Origin of the sequence: Paenibacillus pini JCM 16418, from assembly GCF_000576305.1 — a bacterium.
In the GTDB taxonomy this organism is placed as follows: Bacteria; Bacillota; Bacilli; order Paenibacillales; family Paenibacillaceae; genus Paenibacillus_AQ; species Paenibacillus_AQ pini.
Genome location: NZ_BAVZ01000009.1, coordinates 153,040 through 176,895, shown reverse-complemented (window position 1 = coordinate 176,895; position 23,856 = coordinate 153,040). Strand labels below are relative to the sequence as shown.

20 protein-coding genes and 4 pseudogenes are annotated in these 23,856 nt (G+C 42.2%); 1 reads left to right on the top strand and 23 read right to left on the bottom strand.

From position 1 onward, the window contains the following. Positions 1–6: 6 nt before the first annotated feature. The 21 genes and pseudogenes from asnS to JCM16418_RS14390 all read right to left on the bottom strand — a co-directional run bounded on the left by asnS (position 7) and on the right by JCM16418_RS14390 (position 21,109). Positions 7–1,302 carry an asparagine--tRNA ligase gene (asnS, locus tag JCM16418_RS14490; RefSeq protein ID WP_036650179.1) on the bottom strand — a complete coding sequence of 432 codons (1,296 nt, stop codon included), beginning with the start codon at positions 1,300–1,302 and terminating at the stop codon, positions 7–9. A 47-nt stretch (positions 1,303–1,349) separates the two neighbouring features. Further along, positions 1,350–2,554 (bottom strand): annotated as a pseudogene (locus JCM16418_RS14485) (acetate kinase). Continuing rightward, positions 2,551–3,423 (bottom strand): 3-hydroxyacyl-CoA dehydrogenase family protein, encoded by an 873-nt coding sequence (locus JCM16418_RS14480; protein ID WP_036650177.1) that lies wholly within the window; start codon positions 3,421–3,423, stop codon positions 2,551–2,553. Before JCM16418_RS14480 ends, JCM16418_RS14485 begins: the two are co-directional and overlap by 4 nt. A 137-nt stretch (positions 3,424–3,560) precedes the next feature. Next, a pseudogene (locus JCM16418_RS14475) lies at positions 3,561–5,062 on the bottom strand (AAA family ATPase). Next, a complete protein-coding gene (locus JCM16418_RS14470) occupies positions 5,062–5,586 on the bottom strand; it encodes a hypothetical protein (RefSeq protein ID WP_036650176.1) in 525 nt (174 codons plus the stop codon). The pseudogene JCM16418_RS14475 and the gene JCM16418_RS14470 overlap by 1 nt, the downstream one beginning before the upstream one ends. Positions 5,587–5,871: 285 nt before the next feature. After that, positions 5,872–6,393: a cell wall elongation regulator TseB-like domain-containing protein gene (locus tag JCM16418_RS14465; protein WP_036650174.1), complete on the bottom strand. Its 522-nt coding sequence runs from the start codon at positions 6,391–6,393 to the stop codon at positions 5,872–5,874. A 29-nt stretch (positions 6,394–6,422) separates the two neighbouring features. Next, complete coding sequence (locus JCM16418_RS14460) at positions 6,423–7,760, bottom strand: amidohydrolase (protein WP_052020302.1); 1,338 nt, start codon at positions 7,758–7,760, stop codon at positions 6,423–6,425. Next, on the bottom strand, positions 7,741–8,400 hold the full coding sequence (locus JCM16418_RS14455) for a redox-sensing transcriptional repressor Rex (protein ID WP_036650172.1): 660 nt from the start codon (positions 8,398–8,400) through the stop codon (positions 7,741–7,743). The genes JCM16418_RS14460 and JCM16418_RS14455 overlap by 20 nt, the downstream gene beginning before the upstream one ends. Before the next feature lie 38 nt (positions 8,401–8,438). Then, positions 8,439–11,314: pseudogene (gene dinG / locus JCM16418_RS14450) on the bottom strand (ATP-dependent DNA helicase DinG). Positions 11,315–11,448: 134 nt separating this feature from the next. Continuing rightward, positions 11,449–12,081 (bottom strand): tetratricopeptide repeat protein, encoded by a 633-nt coding sequence (locus JCM16418_RS14445; protein WP_036650170.1) that lies wholly within the window; start codon positions 12,079–12,081, stop codon positions 11,449–11,451. Positions 12,082–12,202: 121 nt separating this feature from the next. After that, complete coding sequence (panD, locus tag JCM16418_RS14440) at positions 12,203–12,586, bottom strand: aspartate 1-decarboxylase (protein WP_036650168.1); 384 nt, start codon at positions 12,584–12,586, stop codon at positions 12,203–12,205. Beyond that, positions 12,579–13,475 (bottom strand): pantoate--beta-alanine ligase, encoded by an 897-nt coding sequence (gene panC / locus JCM16418_RS14435; protein WP_036650166.1) that lies wholly within the window; start codon positions 13,473–13,475, stop codon positions 12,579–12,581. The genes panD and panC overlap by 8 nt, the downstream gene beginning before the upstream one ends. Next, positions 13,450–14,343, bottom strand: coding sequence for a 3-methyl-2-oxobutanoate hydroxymethyltransferase (gene panB / locus JCM16418_RS14430; protein ID WP_148298818.1), 894 nt, complete (start codon positions 14,341–14,343; stop codon positions 13,450–13,452). Before panB ends, panC begins: the two co-directional genes overlap by 26 nt. Positions 14,344–14,615: 272 nt before the next feature. Then, entirely contained in the window at positions 14,616–15,596 is a 981-nt protein-coding gene (locus JCM16418_RS14425) for a biotin--[acetyl-CoA-carboxylase] ligase (RefSeq protein ID WP_036650163.1), read from the bottom strand. After that, entirely contained in the window at positions 15,583–16,842 is a 1,260-nt protein-coding gene (locus JCM16418_RS14420; RefSeq protein WP_158442436.1) for a CCA tRNA nucleotidyltransferase, read from the bottom strand. Before JCM16418_RS14420 ends, JCM16418_RS14425 begins: the two co-directional genes overlap by 14 nt. 71 nt (positions 16,843–16,913) lie before the next feature. Next, positions 16,914–18,075 (bottom strand): annotated as a pseudogene (bshA, locus tag JCM16418_RS14415) (N-acetyl-alpha-D-glucosaminyl L-malate synthase BshA). Positions 18,076–18,185: 110 nt separating this feature from the next. Beyond that, the gene (bshB1, locus tag JCM16418_RS14410) at positions 18,186–18,899 is read right to left on the bottom strand and encodes a bacillithiol biosynthesis deacetylase BshB1 (protein ID WP_036650158.1); all 714 of its coding nucleotides are present in this window, start codon (positions 18,897–18,899) and stop codon (positions 18,186–18,188) included. Next, positions 18,896–19,318: a methylglyoxal synthase gene (mgsA, locus tag JCM16418_RS14405; protein ID WP_036650155.1), complete on the bottom strand. Its 423-nt coding sequence runs from the start codon at positions 19,316–19,318 to the stop codon at positions 18,896–18,898. Before mgsA ends, bshB1 begins: the two co-directional genes overlap by 4 nt. 44 nt (positions 19,319–19,362) lie before the next feature. Further along, a complete protein-coding gene (gene dapB / locus JCM16418_RS14400) occupies positions 19,363–20,166 on the bottom strand; it encodes a 4-hydroxy-tetrahydrodipicolinate reductase (protein WP_036650153.1) in 804 nt (267 codons plus the stop codon). A gap of 24 nt (positions 20,167–20,190) precedes the next feature. Beyond that, the gene (locus JCM16418_RS14395) at positions 20,191–20,727 is read right to left on the bottom strand and encodes a tetratricopeptide repeat protein (protein WP_036650151.1); all 537 of its coding nucleotides are present in this window, start codon (positions 20,725–20,727) and stop codon (positions 20,191–20,193) included. A 52-nt stretch (positions 20,728–20,779) separates the two neighbouring features. Next, positions 20,780–21,109, bottom strand: coding sequence for a nucleotide pyrophosphohydrolase (locus tag JCM16418_RS14390; RefSeq protein WP_036650147.1), 330 nt, complete (start codon positions 21,107–21,109; stop codon positions 20,780–20,782). 182 nt (positions 21,110–21,291) lie between these two features. On the opposite strand from JCM16418_RS14390, the gene JCM16418_RS14385 reads away from it, so the two are divergent. Then, complete coding sequence (locus JCM16418_RS14385) at positions 21,292–22,161, top strand: YitT family protein (protein ID WP_036650144.1); 870 nt, start codon at positions 21,292–21,294, stop codon at positions 22,159–22,161. A 70-nt stretch (positions 22,162–22,231) separates the two neighbouring features. Here the strand turns inward: JCM16418_RS14385 and JCM16418_RS14380 are convergent, their stop codons facing one another. Continuing rightward, a complete protein-coding gene (locus JCM16418_RS14380) occupies positions 22,232–23,110 on the bottom strand; it encodes a sporulation protein YpjB (RefSeq protein ID WP_036650143.1) in 879 nt (292 codons plus the stop codon). Positions 23,111–23,171: 61 nt separating this feature from the next. After that, a complete protein-coding gene (locus tag JCM16418_RS14375; RefSeq protein WP_036650140.1) occupies positions 23,172–23,798 on the bottom strand; it encodes a DUF1405 domain-containing protein in 627 nt (208 codons plus the stop codon). Between the last annotated feature and the right edge of the window lie 58 nt (positions 23,799–23,856).

Below are 23,856 nucleotides of genomic sequence, written 5' to 3'. Positions count from 1 at the left end.
TGTCTATTATGGGTACAGTCGATACAGTGTGCGTGGGAATGGAATGGTTTCACGTACATGATCCAAGCCGCATATCCAAGCCACAGTGCGTTCTAGACCCAATCCAAATCCGGAGTGTGGTACTGTTCCGTATTTGCGTAAATCCATATACCATTGATACGTTTCAAGCGAAAGATCATGCTCTTTAAAGCGTTCTTCCAGAAGTGCAGGATCATCAATACGCTGCGAGCCCCCAATAATTTCCCCGTAGCCTTCTGGTGCGATCATATCTGCACACAGTACAACATCTGGATTCGTAGGATCTGGCTTCATGTAGAAAGCTTTGATACCTACTGGATAATGGGTAATGAAAACCGGCTTATCATATTTCTCAGCGATCGCCGTTTCATGTGGAGCACCGAAATCCTCACCCCAAGGAATATCGAATCCTTCACCTTGAAGGAATTTAATCGCGTCATCATAAGTGATACGTGGGAATGGTGCTTGAATCTGCTCCAGCTTGGAAACATCCCGTCCTACTGCTTCAAGTTCTGTCTTACAGTTCTTAACAACCGACTGTACAACATAGCTTATGAATTCCTCTTGTACACGCAAACTTTCTTCATGATCTGTAAATGCCATTTCAGGCTCGATCATCCAAAATTCAATTAAGTGACGACGTGTTTTGGATTTCTCAGCGCGGAATGTAGGACCGAAGGAATATACTTTGCCCAGTGCCATTGCTGCTGCTTCCATGTATAATTGTCCACTTTGGGTTAAGTAAGCATCTTCTTCAAAATATTTCGTGTGGAACAAGTTTGTAGTACCCTCAGCCGATGTTGGAGTCAGGATAGGTGGATCTACAAGTGTAAATCCGTTCTGATCAAAATACTGCTGAACTGCACGTATAATTTCACCACGAATGACAAGAATCGCACGTTGTTTTGAAGAACGAAGCCACAAGTGGCGATGATCCATCAAGAAATCCACACCATGCTCTTTCGGTGTAATCGGATAATTTTCAGTAATATGAATAATCTCAATTCCAGTTACACTAAGTTCATAACCAGAAGCACTTCTTGGTTCTTCACGGATAATACCTGTAACATACAATGAACTTTCCTGGGTTAGACTCTTAGCATCTTCCCATAATTGTTCCGATACTTCACTCTTCACAACAACGCCTTGAATATATCCGGTTCCATCACGTAATTGCAAAAATTGAATTTTACCACTTGAACGCTTGTTGTTGATCCAACTGCCGATTCGGACGGTCTCCCCTACATGCTGGTTCACATCACGAATCACACTTTTGGTACTCATGTCTATCTCTCCCTTATACTTGCTGATCTAGTCTACCCTAGCTTCGCCTATGCAAAAGACTGCACAATGCGGTTCGTGTCGCGGGCAATGACTAATTCTTCATTCGTCGGAATGACTAGCACTTCGACCTTAGAATTAGCGGATGATATCCGGCGTGATTCGCCAGAACGAATTTCGTTTAACGACTTGTCCAATTCCACACCTAGATAAGTCAAATTTTCGCATACTTTTTCACGTAAAACAACCGAATTCTCTCCGACACCTGCTGTAAATACGATTACATCGACTCCGTTCATGGTTGCAACATACGAAGCGATGTATTTGCGTAAGCGATATTCATACATTTCGAAAGCTAAGGTTGAGTTGCATCGCCGTTCTGCATACCCTCGGTAATTTCTCTCATATCACTGCTAACACCGGAAATGGCCAGTAACCCACTATGCTTATTAAGCATAGAGTTAACTTCATTCACTGTAAGATCTTCCTTGTTCATTACGTAAGGAACAATCGCTGGATCTAAGTCACCACTACGTGTCCCCATCATCAATCCTTCAAGCGGTGTGAGTCCCATGGATGTATCGATGGAACATCCTTCATGAATAGCTGTAACACTAGCACCATTACCAATATGACAAGTAATAATTTTCAAATCTTTAGTTGATTTACCCAAAAATTCAGCAGCGACCTTACTTACATATTCATGAGATGTGCCATGCGCTCCATAGCGTCTTACTTTATATTTGTTGTATATCACTCTTGGAATTGGATACAAATAAGCTTTCTCAGGCATGGTTTGATGGAAGGCAGTATCAAATACCACAACCTGTGGTACACCCGGCATGTTCGCTTCTGTCGCTTTAATCCCCATCATGGAAGCCGGATTATGTAGAGGCGCCAAATCAAACAATTGACGGATTTTAGATTTCACATTGGAGTCGACCAATGCAGATTCTTTAAAATATTCTCCACCGTGTACTACGCGATGGCCTACAGCTTGAATTTCATCGATAGATGCAATAACGCCATGCTCTGCATGTGTTAACAATCCTAATACTTTACGAATTGCCGTTGTATGTTCAAGAATTTCGCTAACCTCAACGACATCTGGAAGTCCAGTAGGTTTATGAGTAACGATAGAAGAATCCATACCGATTCGCTCCACAAGTCCCTTAGCTAAAACAGATTCATTTGTCATGTCATAAAGTTGATATTTCAGCGAGGAGCTGCCTGCATTAATCACTAGAATTTTCATACTCTGTCACCATCCTTGTCATACTTGAAGAAGCCTTCAGCTGTTTTCACACCCAGATGTCCTGCACGTACCATCTTCTTCAAAACGGTTGAAGGACGGTATTTAAGTTCTCCATATTCGCGGAACATACCTTCAAGCGCCGCTAGAACGGAATCTAAACCGAAACGGTCAGCCATTTCAAGCGGTCCATACTGAAACTGGTAGCCAATTCGCATAGCATCATCGATATCTTCAGCCGAAGCCACACCTTCTTGCAAGATGTGAAGTGCTTCATTAATCATTAGACAGATCATCCGCGTGGAAACAAAACCAGGTGACTCATAGACCATGACACCTTTTTTCTCGACGACTTCTTCTACAAAACGTTTGGTTTCAGTAAACGTACTTTCTGATGTTTTTAAACCACGAATAATTTCCACCAGATTTACTTTACTAACGGGATGTATAAAGTGCATTCCAATGACACGTTCGGGATACATGGTTGAGCTTGCAAGCTCAGTTAAACTAAGTGTAGATGTGTTGCTGGCGAGAATAATGTTATTGGGACATACTTGATCAAGCTGTGCCAATACTTTCTTTTTCGCTTCTAGATCTTCCGAAATCGTTTCAATAACCATGTCACAGCTGCTAAGCTCAGCAAAATGAGTGACTTTATGAATTTTACCTAAAATTAGCTTCTTCTCTGCCTTTGTAATTGCCCATTTCTCTAGTTGTTTATCTAAACTTCCTTCAATTAATCCATAAGAATAATCTAATATTTCCGGTGTTTTTTCAACTAGTAATACATCTAGGGACCTTGCAGCTAACATTTCAGCAATACCCTGTCCCATCGTTCCTCCACCAATAACACCAATCTTTTTGAAGTACATATTTGTGCTCCACCCTTCCATGCTATATCTACTTTACAATTCTAAGCTGTTTTGTCGAAAAACAGATTTTTATGGTCTCCAAGCCCTATAATAACTTAGCATGGTAAAAAAGTAAAAAAAATAACCAGCATCACACTTTATGCTGGTAATAGAGAGTTTTCACAAAATAGACATCTGAATTGATCTCCAGATAATGTTTCTTCTTCTAGTAGAATATTGAGGGATTTGTCGAAAATTGTCCGACGATCTTCTAGTAAGCTTCTTGTACGCCGCATTAACTCTTCAAGAATTATATTGTTCTCTTTCATTAGCTCTTCTGTCGTAACCATATCTATGTTCACAATACCTAATGAAGTAAGACCTGAACGCATCATGGTCTTCACAATGTTCAGTGCTTGTTCAAAGTCATTACTAGAACCTGTACTGCGTCCACCATAATAAATTTCCTCAGCCGCTGCACCACCAAGCGCAATCATGATCTGATCTTCTAAGAAAGATTTCGTATATAAATACTGCTCCTGCTGCGGATTATGTCTCACATATCCGAGTGCCTTACCGCGTGGCTTAGCGCCACTTGACTTACACTGTTCGGACGTACAACTTCTGCCATAATAGCGTGACCAAGCTCATGAATAGCAACCCGCTTCTTCTCTTCTTCCGAAGATTCACGGTCGGTGCGCTCACCCATCATGACTTTATCAATCGACATCGATAAATGGCGTTGTTCAATTTCTTTCAGATCTTCACGCATCGTATAAATCGCTGCCTCATTCATTACACTTTCGAGTTGAGCACCAGAAAACCCGTAGGATTCCTCAGCAATCTTATCTAAATTCACAGTACTACTCAGTGGCTTATTCTTACCATGTAGCTCAAGAATATGCTTACGTCCTTTTTTATCAGGAAGATCCACTTCAATATGACGATCAAAGCGCCCTGGACGCGTTAGCGCACTATCCAACATTTCCTTACGGTTTGTTGCTGCAATCAGCAATATTCGAGGACTCTCGGAAGAATAAATCCCATCCATTTCAGTCAACAATTGATTAAGCGTTTGATCGTATTCCCGCTGTTGACCACCTTCACGTTTACCACCAATAACATCAATTTCATCTATGAAAATAATAGCACTATTCTTATTTTCTTTAGCTGCACGATTACGTGCATCTCTGAATAATTCACGTACCCGGCTGGCACCAACCCCGACATACATCTCTACAAACTCACTACCTGATGAAGCAACAAAAACAGAATCTGTATAATGAGCTGCAGCTTTGGCCATTAGTGTCTTACCTGTTCCCGGAGGTCCTGTTAGCAAAATCCCTTTCATTGGCCGTATGCCTAGCTTCTGAATTTCTTCATAACGAATAAGAAAATCTAGCGCCTCACGCAGTTCCTGCTTGGCATTATCTTGTCCACCAATCTGTTCAAAGGTAAGCTTTTGGGGTCCACTTTTCTTACGTTTACGCTCTGCTCCTGCTCCAACGGCAAGGCCTCCACGCATATTCGTTAGAAGCAGCAATGCTCCCACCATAACCGCAGCAATGAGTAGTGGTACTACATTAAATCCAATAAAAATAAGGAACACGAATAATACAGGAATGAAACCGATTAAAACTTCTTTAAGCCATCTGGGCATTATTCCCACACTCCCATTTTTGCAGGATCACGAGGCAACACGAGAAACTTACTAGCTTTGCCATCACTTAATCTAATATATACATTGTTGATATCCATCTCAGCTTGTGTTTCAATGCCCAAGGTTTTAGCCATTTCCATTAGCTTTGTCGGGATTTGTGTATATGTTTTACTTTCCATAGCTTCTGCAACAGGGAACATCGCTTGATCCCAGAACTGGTTCAGCTTATCCGAAGAATGATCAACGAAATCAAGTTTCAGTGGTCGCGTTCCTATAATGGACTTCCCTTTTTTGTTTATTTGATCTATAAGTCCAGGTAAATTTGCATCCGGTTTTAAATCAAGTTTCAAACTTACCAAATTGCGGTTAATATCAAATTGAGCATTGTTTACACCTTTATAATCTTTTGCGATTTGTTGAAGTGGACTTTGTTCGGCTACCTGTCGATACACAAACCAGCCACCAAAAAGCACGGAAGCTGAGACGACAACGGTTAATACAATAGGGATTGCACGCAGTTTCACGCAATCGCCCTCCTTTTATTTAAATTACAAAACTCAAAAAAACATACAGAAATAACCATAGAATCGTGTTAAGAACGAAGCTTTAGCTTCACTTACACGTTTTTATTGCTTTATATCGTATATTTCTATCATGCAATGAATATATCTCTTTTGTACAATTCAAAGTATATCATATTGTATATATAGAATCGAATCCAATGTGTGAATTTATTTAAAATTTTATACACATTTAACCCAAAGAACCCCATGGTAGACATGGGGTTCTTTGGGTTGTTGTATTGATTATTATCGATTAGGTAAAGTGAAAACAGTTCCAAGTTCCTTCCCGTCACTGAAACGGAAAAACCGATAGTAATAATGATCTTTAACTTTGTAAAATAGTTGCCATGCGTATTCACCATCATAAGCGCCTGGCAGGAGTCTCATGTCCTCAACCCCTGGAATCAGGGTCTTGATCTGCGCCTCCATTTTTTCTTTAGAAATACCATTAGTCATAAGTTCACTGTGAACTACATTGGGTCCTTTCTTCACTTTACCAGTCCTCGTAAAGTTCACCCACACCATAACATCTTGTTTTGCTTTATTTTTTCCTTCAAGGACCCAATATATATTGTTCTCATCCCATACTGACTTTTGCGTGTTGGACACGCTGACCAAATCAGTAGATTTCTTAGCTTCAATCATCGCCAAGTTTCTCTCGTCCCACTGATCATGCATAACATAAGCATAGTAACGATATATTCCAAACACAATTAAGATGAGTGCCAGACAACTTATAAGAATCCATTTCAATTTGATCTTCTTCAACCTGAACTTCCTTTCTGCGGCAATCCTCCCTATCGGGAGAGTAGACCTTCAAAAGCAGCTTGTGCTTCCCGACGGATCCGCTCTTCATCTAAAGTCAGGCAAGCGCCATGCTTGACGATTTGTTTACCATCTACCCATACATGCTCTACATCTTTGGCAGATGCGGAGTATACAGCATGAGAAATTAGATCAGAATGAGGTAGGAAATGAGCCTGATCTGTATTGAGTGCAATCATATCTGCCTTCATACCAGGTGCAAGCACACCAACACGGTCGAGGAATAACGATTCTGCACCATAAATCGTGCCCATTCTTAATGCTTCAGCAGCAGGAACTGCCGTTGGATCACCGGACACTCCTTTATGTATTAAGGCCGCAAGTCGCATTTCTTCAAACATATCCAAATTATTGTTGCTAGCTGCTCCATCCGTACCAAGGGATACTTTAACTCCCGCTCTCATAAGTTCAATGACCCGCGCGACTCCACTAGCAAGCTTCAAGTTACTGCCTGGATTATGAGAGACTCCTACGTGGTGAGACGCAAGAATATCAATTTCTTCATCATTCAAATGAACACCATGTGCAACGAGGGAAGGACGCGTAAACATTCCCATCTTCTCGAGATGAGCAACTGGACGCAGACCGTAATCTTGTACATTCTGTTCCACTTCAGCTTTAGTTTCTGACATATGTGTATGCATAGGTAAGTCTAAATCATGAGCAGCCTGTACAAATTTCTCAAAAAACGCAGGCGGACATGTGTAAGGTGCATGTGGAGAAAGCATGGTCGTAATTCTTCCATCTGCTTTTCCATTCCAATCCTTCGCAAAAGCGATAGCTTCAGCCAGTTTGTGCTTCTGAAGTTCCTCTGAACATAACCCAATTGCTCCCCGCATCAAAGATGCACGCATACCGGATTGTTCAACTACTTTTCCTACCTGATCCATATGATCATACATATCTAAGAACGTGGTCGTTCCACCTTTTAACATTTCAACAACAGATAGTGACGTGCCCCAATACACATCTGATGAGGTAAATTTAGCTTCCATAGGCCACATTTTTTCTTGCAACCAAACTTGAAGAGCAAGGTCATCTCCATAGCCTCTTAAAAGCGACATTGCAGCATGACCATGAGTATTCACTAAGCCTGGCATAAAGAATAAATGCGTTCCGTCTATAACGGGAATACCCTCTACATTCGCTGGAGCTTCTTCTCCTATATAGCTAATCAGGTCATCTTCTATAACCATATAACCACGAATAACGGCTTTGTCCCCATCTTGTACTGAAAAAGCACCGTTCTTAATCATCCATTTGTTTGAATTTGGGCTCGTTTGGCTCAAATTATTTAACTTGTCCGTCATCAATGATCTCATCCTTTCCATCTTCCAGATAATAAGCCAAACTGAGTAAATCTGTTGTAAAATCCGCAGCATGAATACGAATATGAGATGGAGCTTTCAATATCGTAGGTGCAAAATTTAATATGGCTTCAATCCCAGATGAAATTAGCATATCTGCTACATTCTGAGCTTCAAAATCAGGCACCGTAATAATACCAATACGTATTTTATTAGCCTGTATCGTCTCGCTTAGCTCCTCCATGGGCTGAACAGTAAGCGTGTTAATATGTGTGCCGACTTTTACAGGTTTAGAATCGAAAACAGCTACAATTTTCATGTTTTCCTTCAAATAAAAATTATAATTGGATAAGGCCATTCCTAGATTACCTGCTCCAACCAGTACCGCATTGATTTGCTGATCTAAATTGAGGATTTGACGGATTTTTTCTATTAAATAGGATACGTCATATCCAATCCCTTTACGGCCAAAATCACCGAAATACGCCAAATCTTTACGAATTTGAGCTGGATTCAAATCAAGCTTCTGTCCAAGCTCATGGGAAGAAACCGTAGCCACTTCCCGCTTGTTCAGCTCGTTTAGATATCTTAAATAGATTGGCAGTCTACGAACGACAGCTTCGGATATTTTCTCCGATTTCATGCGTGCTCCCCCTAATAAATAACTTATACTACAAATCTTTAGTTCTCTACTGATTTACGTTGCTTATCCTCATGCAGCCACTCAGAAATACGAGGAATCATCTGATCTGTCTGCATATGCTCCATTTTGGGACCAGGTAGGGAGTATAAAAAATATTTACCATAGTATGATTCAATAACCCGAGTATCGTATACAATAACAATTCCTCGGTCTTGTGCTGTTCGTACGAGACGACCAAAGCCTTGCTTGAAGCGAATAACAGCCTGAGGCACAGAAAGCTTCATAAATGGATTCTTCTTCTGTCTTTGCAGTAATTCACTCTTCGCCTCTACCATAGGATGACTCGGAGGTTGGAATGGTAGACGCACAATGGCAAGACAAGTTAATGCTTCGCCTGGAATATCCACGCCTTCCCAGAAACTACTCGTTCCTAGAAGCACAGAAGCGCTGCTATCCTGAAATCTGCGTATCAGCTTGCTTCGACTACCACTATCTACACCTTGACCTAATACTGCTATATCGCTAGCTGCTAATGCGTTCTTCAGTGGTTCATGCACCTGACGCAGCATGCGGTAAGAAGTGAATAGGACCATCATTCGTCCATGTGTAGCAACTGCAGCATCGGCAAGCGAGCGAACAAGCGTATCGACGAATAGCGCATCGCCTATGCTTCCTTTTACACTTGGAAAATCCCTTGGAATGACTAGCAGAGCTTGATCCCTGTAATTAAATGGTGAAGGAAGCTGAACCGTGACTAACCGGCCATGATCTGCGTCCTCCTGTAAACCCAGATTATCAATCATATACTGGAATGACTTATCCACAGATAAGGTGGCAGAAGTCAGAATAACACTTTTCTTTTTATCGAAAAAGAGATCTTTCAATTGTTTGCTAACATCCACTGGCACAGCATATAGTTGCAGAGACTTACTGCGGTAATGACCGCTAGCCTCCATCCAGTACACAACTGTCTCATCATTCAGCGTTATAAAGAAACGAAGGTTATCCCTTTCTGTCGCCAAATCTTTAAATAAGCCGCCAATATCCGTAATCAGACTATCTGCACCATAATCATCTTGTTCTTCTTTAAATTCGTTCAGCATTCTCTCGCCCTTGCGGACGATTTCACTAATCGTAACATACAGATTATTCTCTAATGCTGCGAGCGCATCCCACTCTTTAGGTCTTGCACTTGGCTTCAGTCTAAGGACGTATTGTCCTGAATCAGCTGAATTTGCATCGCTGCGTTCGGGAATAATTGAGAATAGTAATTCACTTAGCTTATCCCAGTTCTCTTTGACTTCCACCAAATGCTCGCTTAGTCGATCAATAACGGAGACCCATTGCCCTGCCTGCTCATAGGCGGACGATTGAAGCTGTTGACGCATAGCTGGGAGCTGTCCATTACGACTATCTTTGTACAGACGAGTAAGCGTATGAACAACTGTGAAATATTTCATATGCATGCCCAGATGCTTACCTGCAACATCCTCTAAATGATGTGCTTCATCAATAACTAGCCGCTCATAAGGAGGTAACAATTGATGTCCTGCCTTCACGTCAGTAAACAGCTTAGAATGGTTTGTAACGACCACATCAGCTATGCCCGCTTCATGTTTAGCTCTGTGATAGAAACACTTGCGAAACCAAGGACAGGAGCGTCCAAGACAGGAATCCGAGTCACTACTTACCGTCTCCCAATAGTCTCCTCCCCGTCCACCAAGATTCAGCTCCTCATCATCTCCGCTTTCGGTTTGTGCGAGCCAGACCATCATTTGAGCAGAAATGATCGTATCATCTTTAGGATTCATGAAATCTCTTCTGTTTATTTTATGTTCAAATTTTCTCAAACACAAATAATGCTGTCTACCCTTGAAAATTGCAGCCTTAAAAGGAAAAGGAATCACTTGTGTCAACAGCGGAACATCGCGTTCACGAAGCTGTTCCTGTAAGTTAATCGTATGTGTACTTACCATAACTTTCTGTTCTTGTTTCACACTTTGATAAATAGAAGGAATGAGGTATCCAAGAGATTTCCCAGTTCCCGTTCCAGCTTCAATCAATAAATGCTTGTCATTGGACAACGCATTAATAACTTCATCAAACATAATGTTTTGTGATTCACGCGCCTCATAATGAGGCATAATATCCCGCAAACGTTTCTCAATGTCTTCCATATATTGCTTAAAGTCGACCTGCTTCAGAGGATTCTCATCCTCATCATCACGAGGTGGAGTCATTTCAGTCCAGTCTTCTACAGCAAGTGCGAGCTGACGATAGAAATGGAAACTTTCCAAATCCTGAACCGGCTCTTTTTCCTTCTCTTGACATAACCCATCAAAGAACCAGCCTAGATCACTATCTTCAGCAGCGAAGAGTTCACTTAAACGCTGCAGGGTAATGAGCGGCAAGGTGCTAAGTTCGTCCAAACACTTCAATAGTACATGAGCTGTAGCAAGTGCATCACTGTCAGCATGATGAGGTCGATCATGTATAATGCCGAAATGGGAAGTAACCATACCTAACTGATACGTAGTTAGTGAAGGAAAACAGATTTTCAAGAAATCCAGCGTATCCAAAATTCGTCCCGCAAAAGGCAAATATCCGCATCGATCCAAGGCATTCTGTAAGAAATTAAAATCAAACGCTACATTATGTCCAACAAGCACCACATCATCAAGCATGGGCACTAGTTCCATCATCATATCTTCTAAGGAAGGCGCATCAGCGACATCCTGATTTGAAATACCCGTTAAACCTGTTATAAAAGGCGGAATATCGATTCCGGGATTAACATAAGAACCATAAACACGTGAAATGGTTAAGTCTTCTTCTATAATGCAAGTCCTACTTGAATAATTTCATCGGCGGACTGGTTGCCTGTTGTTTCAAAGTCCAGTACGGCAAATTTCATAGCTTATAAAATCCTTTCATTCCAGTCTCTTAAACAGCATACCAGAAGATGTACCATTTGAAAATTAACGCTCTACAAAAAAAGAGATGCATGCGAACGCATAATGCGCTGCTGCATCGTCTTTTGATGATCCTTTACATCAGTGAAATCAACTGACTGCCATACTGAAGCTGACCACTCTTCTGCTGGCACACTTGTAAATTCACGAGGGGGTCAGGCAGAGTTGGATCATGCTGAAGTGCAAGGGTGAAATATTGCTGGGCTTTTCCTCCTGCATCCCCACGTTTAGCCTCGATACATCCAAGAGCATTGTAAATCATCGCCTTAAGCTTATAATGCCTAGCATGCGGGAGTATGAACTCAAAATGCATTAACGCTTCACTTGTCTCCTCCAAATGAAGATGTGCCATTGCAATATACATTCGTGCAAGCATACTGCCGGGAACCGCCATAATTAAATGGGAAAATTGCTGAATTGCTTGACGGTACATCAGAAGCTTAAAATAACCCTGGCCTCGAATGAAGAGATCCATCTCCATTTCGGGAATTTCGCCAAGTGGAAAGACAGGCGGTAATGCCGTATGTTCACGGAATGTACCCATCTTTTCTTCAAAAGAAAGCCATTCTTCAATCATGTCATCACTCATTTTTTTGAGTAAATTCCACTTTTGAATCAAATGTTGCTTCTGTACATCATGAGCTGTTGGGTAATGCTTCACGATTTCCTCTAACATGTCGTTCATTTCCGCGAATACATGTTGAAACATGGATGCATCCCACCCTTAAACAAAAATAAATTCAGTGCGGTTACCTGCATTCATTTTCTGTAGAAGTGGTGCTTTTAATCCCTTGATGGACCTGCCATTGATTGTATCCTTTACTAAACGATTATAAAATCGTTGCATGTACCTCATGATTCATTGTATTAACAGGCTTATTGTTCTCATCAACGAAAACAACCCTAGGTTTGTGATGGATAAGCTCTTCACTGGACATCATAGCGTAAGAAATGATAATTACAGTATCTCCAGGCTGAACCATCCGAGCTGCTGCACCATTCAGGCAAATTACCCCACTACCACGTGGTCCCGGAATAACATACGTTTCAAGACGTGCTCCATTGTTGTTGTCAACAATTTGCACCTTCTCATTCTCGAGTAAATCTGAAGCTTCCATCAAATCTTCATCAATGGTAATACTACCTACATAGTTTAAATTGGCTTCTGTCACCGTTGCCCGGTGAATTTTGGATTTCATCATCGTTCTAAACATGGGAACATTCCTCCTTGGATTCAATCAGTACATTATCAATGAGACGCGTTTTACCGAATTTCACGGCTAATGCAATCAAGGTTGCATGATTACGTTCTGATAAATCCTCATGATCCTCGTATGGCTCAAGCGTTGGAAAAGATAATACTTCCGTGTAATCAATGACCGCATGTGAAGATTGATTAATAATGCTTACAAGTACATCTCGCACTTCTTGAGCAGTCCTCGCTTCTCCGCTTTCTAGAGCTTGCTTAGCCGCTTGCAGAGAACGTGAGAGCACTAAAGCCTGTGCACGGTCCTCGGCACTTAAGTACACGTTACGAGAACTCAGAGCTAACCCGTCCTGCTCCCGAATAATAGGGCAAGGAACAATATCTACATTTATATTGAGATCATTGACCATTTGTTGAAGAACCGCTACCTGCTGCGCATCCTTCATACCAAAGAAAGCCATATCGGGCTGAACAATATTAAACAGCTTACTCACAACCGTTGTTACCCCGTCAAAATGACCCGGGCGTGACGCTCCGCATAAACGCTCTGTAACAGCAGACACGTGAATAATCGTTTTCGTTGGAACTGGGTACATCTCTTCTACAGTAGGGATGAAGACGAGGTCCACACCCTCTTTTTCAGCAAGTTCCAAATCTTGAGCCTCATTACGCGGATAGGTTTCGAAATCTTCACCCGGACCAAATTGAATCGGATTCACAAAAATACTGATGACCACGATTTGACTAAGATCCTTGGCTTTTCGCATTAGACTAGCATGACCTTGATGAAGAAATCCCATAGTAGGCACAAGTCCGATCTTCCCATCCACACCACGTTCAGATTTCAAGTCTTTCAATTCGCTGCGAAGTTCAGTAATCGTTCTGACTACTTTCATGAAGAGTGCACCTTCTCCTTTGATTTACCATATAGCTTTCGACTACATGGTCTTCTGCTGTGAATACATGGTTTTCAGCTGGAAAAGAGCGATCTTTCACTTCTTTAACATACTGACTAACCCCTTCACGGATCATGGTCCCTACATCGCCATAAGTTTTCACGAAACGTTTGCTGCGGTATGGAGAGGCATATTGGAACAAATCATGAAATACAAGTACCTGTCCATCACAGTACCGTCCAGCTCCAATACCAATCGTTGGAATGCTAATCTGCTCGGAAATAAATCGAGCTACTTCTTCCGTTACAAGCTCTAGAACAATTCCAAAAGCACCTGCTTGCTCCAATGCCTTAGCATCTTCAAGCAATCTCTGTGCATCTTGTTCATCTTTACCTTGAATGAGATATCCACCAATCTGATTCACAGACTGAGGTGTGAGTCCAATATGACCAATTACAGGAACTCCCGCCTGCACAATCTTCTTAACCGTCTCACAGATCTCACGTCCACCCTCCATTTTAATGGCATGGGCATGACCCTCTTGCATAATTCTTCTTACGTTGCGAAGCGTTTCATCTATACTACCGTGGTATGTCATAAAAGGCATGTCCGTCACAATAAATGTGTTACCTGCTCCCCTAACTACAGCTCTCGTATGATAAACCATATCTTCAATGGTCACTGGCAAAGTCGTATGCTCACCCTGTACCACATTCCCCAGAGAGTCACCAACTAATATCATGTCAATGCCAGCTTCCTCAACCAGTTGAGCTGATGAATAATCATAGGCAGTCACCATACTGAGCGGGACACCTTCTTGTTTCATTTTTTTCATTTTGACAATAGATAATGCATGTTTGTTAGCCATGTTTCAATTTCCCCTTTCACGTCTCGGAATAAAAATCCAAACAAAAAAACCTTCATAGTTTGTCACTAAAAAGGTCCGAAAGGCCAAAAAGGATCGTTTGCGATCGTCCCTTCTGTCTCGGTCCTCTCGGCTCAGAGCAGAATCCAACGTAACTGCAATCAGTTTCAATGCAAATTACTACGTCCATAAAATTAGACTGATATTGCAAGAGTGCAGTTCGAGCAATCGATACCGCCTCTTACATATCATTATAACAAATTTCTTTCAATACTTCACCGTTTAAGTTCGACATCACCGGAAAATACAGGAACTTGCCTGCCATCGCCCATATCGACTAACAGTGCACCAGCAGCACTAATTCCTGCTGCTACTCCGTGCACTTCATCTCCGTAAATATTTTTGATGGTAACCGACTCTCCCAGTGTTACAGATAAAGCTTCCCATAACGAAGCAATCGGCTGGAAACCTTGACTACAATAAAGTTCATATAGAGTTTCAAACTCCACCATCACGGCTGCGATCAGTTGAGTACGGTCTACAGTGGTCCCACTCGCGATCTTCAACGAGGTAGCGACACCTTGTAGTTCCGGTGGATAGTCTGTTTCATCTAGATTGACACTAATCCCAATCCCGACGATGCAGTATCTTACATGCTCTTCTTCAGCCGCAGATTCAAGAAGAATCCCACAAATCTTCCGACGATCAACAAGTAAATCATTGGGCCATTTAATGCCTGCATCAAGTCCAGTCATCTTACGAACAGCTCTGCAAACCGCTACGCCAGCTAGCAAAGTCAGTTGAGGCGTATCCTGCAAGGGTTGGTTAGGACGAAGAATAAGGCTCATCCAGACACCTTTACCAGCTGGTGAAAACCATTTACGCCCCAATCTCCCTTTGCCTCCAGTCTGCTCTTCAGCAATGACGAGCGTACCTTCAGGAGCACCATCTTCAGCTAATGCTCTAGCCTCATCTTGCGTTGAGGTCGTACTCCCAAGCACCTTTAAGCGACTACCCATCATGGAAGTGCCCAGCGCCTGTATTAAAGCAACCGGCTGAATCGCGTCCGGCTTACTTACCATACGGTAACCTTTATGAGGTACAGCCTCAAATTCATATCCCGCTTCGCGCAATTTATTGATCTGTTTCCAGACCGCTGTGCGGCTTATGGATAAGCTCCGGCTAATTTCCTCGCCTGATACAAAGGTTTCGGGATGCTGACTAAATATATGTAACAGGGTTTCACCTTTTTTCATCTGATATCACCCGCTTCACTTCTTCAATTAGTGCTGTTCGATCATTATCTAAATCGCCTGATGCCACCTTTAACAGCAAATGCTTGAGTGTATCTCCAACCCAAGGTCCACTTTTACGCTCAGCTACCGTGATGACCTCAGTGCCTGTAATATTTAACTCATTTAAACTGTACACGGTCATATCCTTAAGCCAACATGACGCAGCAAGAGTTAGTTCCGTAGGCCCCATATTAAGTATGTTGCGCAGGAAAAGCCATCGCTTTGCTGCAACTTTTCCATATTGAATCGTAAGTTGAATCCACTTGATTTTCATCTGTTCATTTGAAATAGAATTCATGCAATGTATAACTTCATTATCTATATAAAGAATAGACGTGATCTCTTGAATTCTCTCATTAGAGAAGGTCCACTGTTTCAGAATCCTTGCCGCTTCTGCACCTGATATTCCGCATGCATTGAAAAGTATGACCCAGCGAACAGCCGTTTCACTATCGGGCACATGATCAAGAAGAGAAATGACCGCATGATCTGGATGGTATGTAAAAGGAATGCGAGCGAATTGCATCATTCCACTTCGTTCGAGAAGCGCAAGTCCTTTTACAGGATGCGAACTTGCCATTAATTTCTCCATCTCGGTACGTATCCGTTCCACAGCGATATAGCTGATGCCGTTACGTTCCCTACGCAGTCCCTTCCATGTGTTATATGCAATTGAATAATCAAAGACAGCAGCAAAGCGGATGCATCTCAGCATCCGCAGTGCATCTTCATGAAATCGGAGTTTGGCCTCGCCTACACAACGTATAATTCCATGTTCAATATCGACTGCACCACCGTAAGGATCTACCAGTTCACCCCGAAGTGACCTAGCTATCGCATTCATCGTAAAGTCACGTCTTAGCAAATCCTCAGACAACTTGCGAACGAAGCTCACCTCGGCCGGACGCCGATGATTCTCATAAGCGCCTTCGACCCGATAGGTGGTTACTTCATAACTAAATTTTCCCCTTAATACGGTTACCGTCCCATGTTCCATGCCCGTGGGGACAGTTCTCTCAAACAAAGATATAACCTCTTCTGGTAAAGCTGAGGTTGTAATATCTAAATCATTTACGGGACGGCCCATTAAAGCGTCACGAACACAGCCACCTACCCAATAGGCTTCATAGCCGTTATCAAGAAGTATGCGTAGCACTTGTTCGCCCTCAGCAACCATTTCGGCATCCGCCTGTATCCAACTTCCCACTTCATTTACCTCCCGCATCCAGAGCCATTACTTTACCTATCCCTAGTAAGGGGAACAACGCATATAAGTACTTAGCCAATCAGAGGACTTAGCTCCGGCACTTCACGACCAAGTACACGATAATAAATTTGCTCATACTTCTTCGTAATAAGACCATCTGCGAAGTCTTTACATGCTCTACGCAGGCATGCTTCACGAAAACGTTCTGTTAATTCTGCATCCGAAAGTAAACGGATCGCGTACTCCGCCATTTGCGATGTATCTCCAATTGGAGTAAGGAATCCCGTTTCACCATGGACAACGAGTTCCGGTATGCCACCCGCTTGAGAGCCAACTGTAGGTACTCCACATGCCATTGCTTCTAACGCAACAAGTCCAAAACTCTCTTTTTCAGAAGGGAGCAATAAGACATCGGCTAACGAAATGACCTGGGCAATTTCATCTTGCTTACCAAGGAAATAAACTTTGTCTTCAAGTCCAAGCTCATTGATTTTACATTGTATCTTTGGAAGTTCTGGTCCTTCGCCAACAAACAATAGCTTCGAAGGCATCTTCTCATTCACTTTTGCAAATACGTCAACCACATCCCCTACTTTTTACGGGCCGGAAATTGGATATATGCATTAATATTTTTTCATGCGGCTTTGCATAGTCATCTCGTAGAGAAGATGTATCTCGCGGATAATAAATCCGTTTATCTACAAAATTATAGGTTAAATCAATATCACGTGTAATATCCAGGACATCTCTAGTTTCACGAATCAAATCATTAGAAACAGCCGTTACTGCATCACTTTCATTAATAGCAAGACGAATTAAGTCCTTAAGTGACTCATCTTGCGCCAATACCGTAATATCGGTTCCGTGAAGCGTTGTAACGACCTTCAGCTTCTCGCCAACCATTTGCTTAGCCAAAAATGCACAGACTGCATGTGGCACCGCATAGTGAACATGAAGGATGTCTAATTGCTGCATCTTAGCTACTTGAGCCATTTTTGTTGCAAGTGACATATCATAGGGTGGATAGCGGAAGACGTAATAATCACTAACCTCGACCTCATGATAAAATATATTTTTATGAAAAGTTCCACCAAGACGGAATGGAATACTGTGTGCTATAAAATGAACCTGATGACCTTTCTCGGCAAGCAGCTTTCCGAGTTCGGTCGCAACGACACCCGATCCGCCTAGTGACGGATAGCAGGTAATACCTATTTTAAGTGACTGGCTCAACTTGGTCCCTCCTTAATAAAATCATTCGCCTACTTGCCCAATTGGCCACAAGAATCAAATAGCCAGAAACATGAATATCAGGAGAAATTTCTCCTGATTTCCGTCCTGACTTATATTGTGGAACCTGTACTAAATGTATGGAGCAAATACGGTGATTTAACCGCAAAACCTTCTGCAAACGTGACGAGTCTGCGTTGGCCCGTTAGTCGATCCCGTGAACGTACACGTTCAATGTACCCTTGATTTAAAGGAGTCGACACAGCATCTTCTTGAAGTGAAGTTTCGAACTGTGAACGATAGCAGAGTAGGGATTCTTCCTTACGGCTATATTGTTCAGTCACATCAACTATCAAATCCGCTTTACCCATATCATTAATGTAATAAAAATAAAGCTGATCCACCTGAACCGGAGGCAACTCTGGCATGTAACGGCGAAGCTTCGCATTGAATACAGCCTCTTCCACAAGCTTGCTGCAAGCAACATGATCGGGGTGCCTGTCCTCCCAGAAAGGAGCAAACACGATTTTCGGTGCATGTAGTCGAATCTCAGTTGTAATCGCTTCGATATGTTCTGATGTAATAAATAATCCACGATCCGTTAGGCCTAAGTTACTGCGCATCGTCAGACCTAACACATCTGCTGCCGCGCGTGCTTCTTCTTGACGTCTTTCAACAGTGCCATTAGAGGACATCTCTGCAAAGGTTAAGTCGCATATCCCAACACGATACCCTGCCTCTACATGTTTAAGGATCGTTCCCGCCATTCCGATCTCTGCATCATCTGCATGAGCTCCGAAGACGAGGATATCTAACTGACCACTCACACTTCTTCACCTGGCTTGTACTTATGGACAAGCTCACGCCAAGCGAAATCACCGCGTTCTAGCGCCTTCACCAAAATTTCAGCTGTTGCAATATTTGTAGCAAGTGGAATTCCCTGAACATCACATAGACGAAGTAAGGCATTAATATCTGGTTCATGCGGTTGTGCCATTAGAGGGTCGCGGAGGAAAATGATTAAATCCATTTCATTCTGCGCCACTAGTGCGCCGATTTGTTGATCTCCGCCCAGAGGTCCGGACATGAAACGATGGATTCTCAGAGCTGTACCTTCCATAATCCGTTGTCCCGTTGTGCCTGTTGAATACAATTTATGACCTTCGAATACATGTTCATAAGCTGTTACAAAATTGACCATCTCATCTTTTTTACGATCATGTGCGATAAATGCAATTTTCAACATATTTCTCCAACCTCTCTTGTGATGGCTATGTGGGTCAATGTAAATTATTCAATAAAATGGTCAAAACCATAAATCATTCCTGCGTATTGCATAACTTTCTCAATTCCAAGTTTCACACCAGGCATATACCCTGCGCGTTCATATGAATCATGACGGATTTTCAGCGTTTGACCAAAACCTCCAAACATGACCTCTTGCTGAGCAAACACCCCTGGTAAACGAACGCTATGAATACGGAAGCCATTATAATAACCACCGCGTGCACCATCAATCGTTTCCTCTTCCTTCGGGTTACCTTGACGAATTTCTTCTCGGTTCTGAGCGATCATTTCCGCTGTCTTAATAGCTGTTCCAGACGGGGCATCCAGCTTCTGATCCCCATGAAACTCCATGATTTCAAGATGAGGAAAATACTTAGCAGCCTGAGCAGCAAACTTCATCATCAGAATAGCGCCAATGGAGAAATTCGGAGCAATTAATCCACCAATCCCTTTTGCCTTACACTGCTTGTCCAGATCTTCTATTTGCTCTGTTGTAAATCCAGTCGTTCCTACGACCGGACGAACTCCAAGTGAAATAGCTAATGCTGTATTGGAATAAGCAAATTTAGGCGTAGTAAAATCAACCAATACATCTGGCTTCGATTCAACCAAAGCTAGTTCTAGATCCGTCACAACCGTTATACCTGAGGATGGCAAATTAACAAGATCAGCTGCATCGGTCCCTTCGTCTGAGCGACCGATCGCAGCAACTAGTTCTAAGCTTTCGTCTTCTAATACAAGCTTTATTACTTCCTTACCCATACGGCCTCCGGCTCCCGCCACAGCCACTTTAATTGGTTCTGTCATTATGCAGTCCCTCGCTTCCTTCAACTAGTCTGATGAGTCATGCAAATACGTATTTAGTCTAATTTTGAGTTGTTCGAATGTTTCCTGCAAAGCATGATCATTAGGCTGCAGAGCGATCACTTCTTTTAAGGTTGAAAAGGCACGTGCATGTTCATTTAATTGGCTGTAAGCCAAAGCAAGCCATATATATGCATCCCCATAAAGAGGGTCAAGCTGGTTAGCCTCTTTAAGAATAGATACTGCCCGGTATAACTCACTCGCAGGTGCAGCAGTAAGTGTATCAATGATTCTTCGGGCATCTTGAACGAGACGCATGGCTCTTAAATGGTTATAGTACAACCTATACTCCGGTTTCTCAGGAGCAAGGGTAGAAGCTTGTAATGCATGCTGCATGGCCTGCTCCAACCGGTTACTACGTGCATATGTGACGGAACAGCGATAATGAATATCCGCATCTTCCGGATTCTCCGCTACAGCTGCTTCAAACCAGTGCAGTGCCCCTTCGAAGTCATTTTGTAAAATACAGTGATAAGCCTGTTGAACCAAAGGTTCTTTTTTCATGTACCATCCCCCCATACTCCTCGGGTTTTGGTACAGCATATGTATGAATGGCCTAATCGGTGTTCAATTTCGTCCAGCGATCTTTATCACGTGTATTAAATTTATGCATCACTTGATCATGAGCCTTCGTCAGATCAATATTCAGTGAATTGGCAAAACAAAGTGTTATAAACAATATATCTCCTAGTTCAAGCTCAATAGAATTATCAGCTTCTGAAGGCTTTTTGGGCTTCTCCCCAAATTCATGATTCACTTCGCGAGCGAGTTCTCCCACTTCTTCTGACATTCGAGCTAGCATCGCTAAAGGACTGAAGTAACCTTCTTTAAACTGGGAGATGTAAAGGTCTACTTCACGCTGCATTTCGGCCAAAGACTTTTCCACCTTAGATCACCCAATTTCAAATTAAATTCATACGTCATAGCTGTTATGACGAATGTTTTACTTCATATGTTATCGTAAAGCGTTATTGAAAACAAATATTTTTTAATCTCTAGGGAAAAAGGTATACTATGGATGGAGCGAAGAAATAGCAATTTGCTACTTTAGTTATTGTGAGGTATTTCATGAAATCATCAGGGTTTTTTAAAGTGTTCAAAACTGTCTTCCCCATTATACTGGGAGCAGCTATCTATGCATTTGGGTTACTTTATTTTATCATTCCCAATCAACTGATGGAGGGCGGCGTCACGGGTGTTACTGTGCTCCTTAATTACGCTTTCAGCATCCCACCTGCATTATCCACTCTACTGCTGAATATTCCTCTGTTTTTAATCGGATGGAAAATTCTTGGCGGTAAGCAGATGGTATATACCGGAGTCGGAATAGCATCTTTAACTTTCTTCCTCTGGCTGATTGAGAAAATGATTTCGTATCAATGGATTACACCTTTTCAAACCGAAAGGGATTTCATTTTAGCATCCTTGTACGCCGGAGTTACGCTTGGTGCGGGTTTGGGCATAGTATTCCGTTTCGGCGGAACGACAGGCGGTTCTGATATCGTGGCACGCATTTTCAACCGTAAATTTGGCTTTAGTATGGGACAGGTTATTCTAGCTATTGATATCATCATTATCGTCGCATCCCTTTTCTTTATACCGAGGGAAAAAATCCTATATACGCTGGTAGCCGTCTTTATTTCGTCCAAAGTTATTGATTTCATTCAAGAAGGTGCATATGCTGCCAAGGCATTTACCATTATCAGCGACCATGCTCCTGAAATTGCTGATCAAATCACAATCGAGATGGAACGTGGCGTTACTCTAATCCCTGCTATTGGAGCTTATTCTAAGCAGGCCAAACACATGGCTTACTGTGTTGTAGCACGTCAAGAAATCCGACGTTTGAACGAAATCGTCAAATCTGTCGATCCTAGAGCCTTTGTCATAATTAACGATGTGCATGATGTGCATGGTGAAGGATTTCGTGAAGAGTAAATGCTTATATAATTAAAAAAACAAAAGCACGCCAGATGATGCTGGCGTGCTTTTTTACTGATAAAATGCCTCAAAATTTAGGCTTAGGTTCAACGCTTTGAAACGTGTTTTGCTCTCCTCTATATTTCCTGTACCCTGCATAAGCGAGAATGATCAGAATGAAAGATCCAGACCAGACCACCCATGGCCAAGGCGTATTGACCGAATCCAATGATGCTAAAGCAGGCTCATCCTTCTTTTTGCCGAATAATCCGTTGAATTGTTCTTCCCCTTGTGAAATAAGTCCACTCATATCCATTGAAGCCGTTGAAGTAGAGGAAATAATTCCACCCGCATATGAAACCCATGAATCAATAATGGCGATTTCTCCATTTTTACGTTGAATAATAACTGCGGGTCTAATCACTTCATAATGACGACGAAGACTTTCATATCCATTTTTAAGCCCCTGTTTATCCTTTGCAACGACTGCAACATTCATATTGTTCAAGTCCTCACGAATAACCTTATAATATTGGAGCCAAACGGGTTGCCGTGGGTGACTTAAACTATCTGCTGCCATCCGAAGTTTAGCCGATGCCGTTAACCACTGCTCTTCTTGGATACGAGCCTGGACCGTCGCTTCTTTCATCTCAACAATACTCTCCGCAATCGCATGAATTCCCTCTACAGTCGTTAGGCCCTGAAGAGAAGATGACTCAAAAATCTGTGCCACTTCGCGAATATCTTGTTGAACAAGATTTATATTTCCTTCGAGCACATGCTGATACAACGTTTCCGATGCCGTATCAAGTCGCTCCGCTTGTACTAGAGGACTACCTACAGGATTCATCTGTAATGGTTCATCATCTGCTTGATATGCCCATGCAGATGATGAACCATAATATAGGCTCCCGAGCAGGATTAACAACACCATCGCCCACTGCCAGGTTAATTTAATTCGTAACATAGGACATCCCTCCTACCGTAAATGTATGGTAGAAGGGATGTCTATAGAACATCGTTTTATCTTAGTAACGTTTAGCTTGCTTCAGCGCTAGCCATGTAATCAATGCACTAAAGAGCGTGAGTCCAAACGTGAAAAATTGAATACTCGACACATCATCATTTAACTGCTGGGGCAACCAAGGAAATATGCCATATGTATAATCAACCGTATCATTTAAAAAAGTCCAGGCAGCCGCTGCAATAATCACTGAACCTCCGAATTTGAAGAAACGAACATAAATCAATGCTTCCACAGCCATGGCTGTATGTGAAGCAACAAGCATCCAATCTTGCCATACCATTTCGCTTCCCTGGGCAACGCTCGCAAATATAATGCTCACCGCCCAAATGCCATATTTGACAGAAGTCACTACGGCTAGAGCCTCTACTAAATGCCGGAAACCTATACCTAGCAGACTCTTAGGTGGGTATAACAAGAACAAAACTGCAATTGTAAAGAATAAACTTGCTGTGGGGCTATCTGGTACAAATATAACTTGCCAGAACGGATTATGATCCATGGTATACACCATCTGTTGTGCGTACCAAATATATCCGTAAACTGTGCCCAATAGGTTACACACAAACAATAGCCATAGAAAATATCGGTTCATTAATAAAGAGCGGCTCCATAAATAGGATATAGACACCTTGATCCCCCTGTTCAATGATTTCATTTAAAAAAACCTGATCGCAAGTTACGATCAG